1 protein-coding gene and 2 pseudogenes are annotated in these 3,676 nt (G+C 62.7%); 1 reads left to right on the plus strand and 2 read right to left on the minus strand.

Going from position 1 to position 3,676, the window contains the following annotated elements; translation table 11 throughout:
• Positions 1 to 250: 250 nt before the first annotated feature.
• A pseudogene (locus tag VHL31_RS25375) lies at positions 251 to 1,498 on the minus strand (IS3 family transposase).
• A gap of 616 nt (positions 1,499 to 2,114) precedes the next feature.
• A pseudogene (locus VHL31_RS25385) lies at positions 2,115 to 2,640 on the minus strand (transposase); the annotation flags it as partial.
• Positions 2,641 to 3,310: 670 nt separating this feature from the next.
• Here VHL31_RS25385 and VHL31_RS25390 point away from each other — a divergent pair.
• Positions 3,311 to 3,676, plus strand: a 366-nt coding sequence (locus VHL31_RS25390) for an MFS transporter (protein WP_414653829.1), incomplete at its 3' end; no start/stop codon positions are given.

The raw sequence follows: 3,676 nt of genomic DNA on the forward strand, positions 1-3,676 counted from the left end.
CGGTACCCTTGCCAGCAGGAACGGCAAGGCCAGCTGTGACGCAGGCACAGTCAGCAGACCGCGCAGGTGCTGGAGCATCTTGATCGGCTGCCAGAGGGTGCCGGGAAGAACGCTTCCACCAGGCTCACCTGTCCCACCGCCTTGCGCACCATGATGGCCTCCTGGACTGCACCCCGTTTGGCTGGACAGGGTCTGGGTTGGGTTAAGCACTAAGTCTGCGGAACTCGGCAGGCGAATGGAAGCACAGCGCTTAGTGTGGGTGGACGGTGTTGTAGTCGTCCATCCAGGCCTGCAGCAGCTCAAGGACGGTAGCGGCATTCGGCAGGATGGAGAACTGCAGGTAGTCACGGCGGAAGGTGTTCACGAAGGCCTCGGCAATGCCTTGCTTTGTGAAGATCGGACTGGGGTGAAGCACAATCGTGGGCCAAGAGCGGTGGCCGTGTTGTGAGTGTCCTTGGCGACGTAAGCGCTGGCGTTATTGGACAGCCATTCCACCGGATGAGATGCCGTCAGGCTGCCAAAACGTTGCTCGCCGCAGGCGAGCATGAGGTTCTGGACCAGCATCCGCAGCAGGCGGATGCTCCATCTCCAAAGGAGCCAGCGTCAGGAGACGCTGGATGCTCGCCGGAGATGCCGGCCGCGGTGGCCGATCAGGCAATGATTTCCCGGTCACAGGCGTCGATCGCGAACAGGATGCGGACAATCTCGCCGCTCCGGCAGGTCAGCTCGAAATGGTCCGAGCACCAGCGGATGTCGGAAGTCAGGGCGACAACCACGCCGTCGTGTGTCTGGCCAGCTTGACGACCGGTGTGACGCTGCAGTGTGAGGCTGTGCTTCTGCAGGATGCGTAGCACGCGCTTAGGATTCACCCTTGGCAGGCCCTGCTTCTGGAGGCGGCGGTTCAGGAGCGCGATGATGCAGCGGTAGCCATACGACGGCCGCTCATCCACCAGCTGGCGGATCAACGGGAGGAGCTGGCTATCTTCAGTCTTGTTGTAGCGCCCGCGCCGCTTGGACGTGCGCGCCAGGCGCTGGATCAGGTTGGAGCGGGCAACGCCGAGCGTGCTGGCGATCGTGGTCATCGCGAACCGCCGTGCCGACCGTGCCACGACGGCAGCAGCGACATCAGTTTTTTTACCCGTGTCGCATCCAGGGCCTCTTTGAGGATCTCCACCTCCAGGGTCTTCCTACCAAGCAGGCGTTCCAGCTCCCGAACCCGCTTTTCCAGGTCGCGGACATGGGTCTGGCCGACCACTGGCTCATCGGCCTGCACAGCTTCGAAGCCGCCTTCCAGCATCCGTCGCCGCCAGTTGAACAACATGCTGGGCGAGATGCCGGCCTGGCGGGCGACCAGCGATACGCTCATGCCGGGCGGCATGCTCTCCTCGACCAGGCGTATTTTCTGCGCAGTCGAGAACCGGCGCCGTCGCTGGACGGCAGTGACCACCTCGATGCGCGGCGGAGGACCATTTGGATCAAAAGCCATGATCTTATCCATAGGCGTATGCCTATGCCTTATCGGCTATCGACCCTGTCCAGTTCAAACGGAGTGCAGTCCAGCCGCCATCGAGCATGTGTTCGCCGAGCAGCAGGCCAGGATGAGGCTGTTCATATGTACCATTGGCATTGCCAGGGCGACGATCAACATCGGCCTCGCTAACTTGGTCAACAACATGCGCCGCCTGACTTGGCTCGAGCGACAGGCCCTGCCCGGGGCTGGATGGCGCAGCGGAGCAGGAATGGACGGCAGAGCAGCCCCGAAGCGCCAACCCGCCGGCACAGAGCTGCGACCGCCGCCACTTTGCGGCCACGCACGCGCCGGCCCGACGCATCGGCGGGTAAATGGAAGTGTCCAACTGCACGCCTTGGTATTATGCCATGGCCAGCAGGCGTTCCCCATACGCCAAGCCTCCTCATCATCTGTCAGCAGACGAATGATCCGTTTCCCGAAGGGACGGCGATCGGGAGACCGCCGAGGGCGTGCCTCGATGTCCTTGTGCCGGGCCTTGCGGCGGGTCTATCCGGTCGCTTGCCGGAGCAGATCACCTGCTTTTCTTCGATCGTCAGCCGCTGCCTGGGCGCCTCGACGATGGAGGCGTCATCAGCTGGCTGCCGAGCGCAAAATAGCCCTGCTCGGTGAGAGCGTGGTCGAACTGGGCGAACAATTCGTGCATGGCACCGGCCGTCACCATGGCTTCCCGAGCCGAAGGCGGCGGAACGCCAAACCGCCAGATCGTCGAGTAGTCCGGCCCCGGTCCGCCAGGCCCAGGCGGAGAAAGCGCATGAATGAAAGCCGATCCCCCTCCGGAGCTTCCTGGCTGCTGTTCCTGCTGGGAACGGATCAATCGTCTTCTGACGATCGATGATCTGGAACTCCGCCTGCTCGTCCGAGAGGCCGTAGAGTGCCTGCAGGATCAGGATCTTGAACATCACTATCGGGTCGATCGGCGGCTGCCCGCCCATCGGGCTTTGCCCGATCCCTCGCCAGCCTGTCAGCAGAGCTAATAGGCTTCCGTCCAAACGATGCAGCGCCTGGCTCAACAATGGGCGAAAGATCTCGAAGTCGACCACGGCCCTCAACCGCTCCAGCGGATCACCTGAGGCACTTAACGCCGCGTAACGCTCATCCAGGTCGAACAAATCTTAGGTGACCTGCCCAACGCTGCCCTCCCATTGCCAGCAGAAGCGGATCACATCCGTGAGGCTACTTCTTCAAATTGTCCAGAAGTTCACCGCTGCCTGCCTATCCAGTACAACTGCAACTCCCGCACGGGGCAGTCGTCCGCCGCAATGCCGGCACCTGAGGCGGGGTACTATGGCATCCAAGATCGTCTCGGGCCCGGATCGCCGGACCAGTGGGCAAAAGCCGGTTGGCCTGCCGCGATTGCAGACCTTGCAGACGCCGTGGAGGCCGTGCCAGTCCTGGAGGTCACGGAGGCGGATGTTCGCCAAACCGGTGCCGCAGATGATGTTCTCGTTTCAAAGCACATGCCAGGATGTCGGGGGGGCATCTTGGGGGCAATGGGATCAGCGTGGGCTACCAGTGCAAATTGGAGATCGACGGGCTGCCGAGGTGATGCTTGTTCTGCCAGCAGGTCAGCCACGGAAAAATTCCGGTCATGCCAACAGGAGTAGCACCTAGCTTGCAGGTAACGCCTCCGAAGAGCAATCGTAGGCAGCTGGGGCATGGCGCCGGCTCAGTTGCCCACATGACTCACCGCAGCATTGCTCCTGGCACTGTCTGCCGCCGGCAGAAGCATGACGTGATGCCGTCCGCAGAGAGCCAGAAATCTTGAAGCGCTTGCCGACCATGACCGCGCCGTCGCCAAAGGCCGCGGGACCAGCCATCGGCACTGGTTCGCTCGTCCAGCCCGATAAGCGTGCGATCCTGTTGACGGCGATTCTTGGCTCGAGCCTGGCTTTCATCGACGGATCGGTGGTCAACGTCGCGCTGCCGGGCATCCAGCAGAGCCTGAACGCCAGTCCAACCGAGGCTCAATGGATCGTCAACGCCTACCTGCTGATGTTGGGGGCGCTCGTGCTGATGGGCGGCTCGGCGGGCGATCGCTATGGTCGTCGGCATGTCTTCCTGCTGGGTGTTGCGGCGTTTGCCGTGGCGTCCATCGCCTGCGCGGAGGCGTCCGATGCCCGGCTGCTGATCTTGGCCCGTGCAGGA

Source organism: Geminicoccus sp., assembly GCF_036263595.1.
In the GTDB taxonomy this organism is placed as follows: Bacteria; Pseudomonadota; Alphaproteobacteria; order Geminicoccales; family Geminicoccaceae; genus Geminicoccus.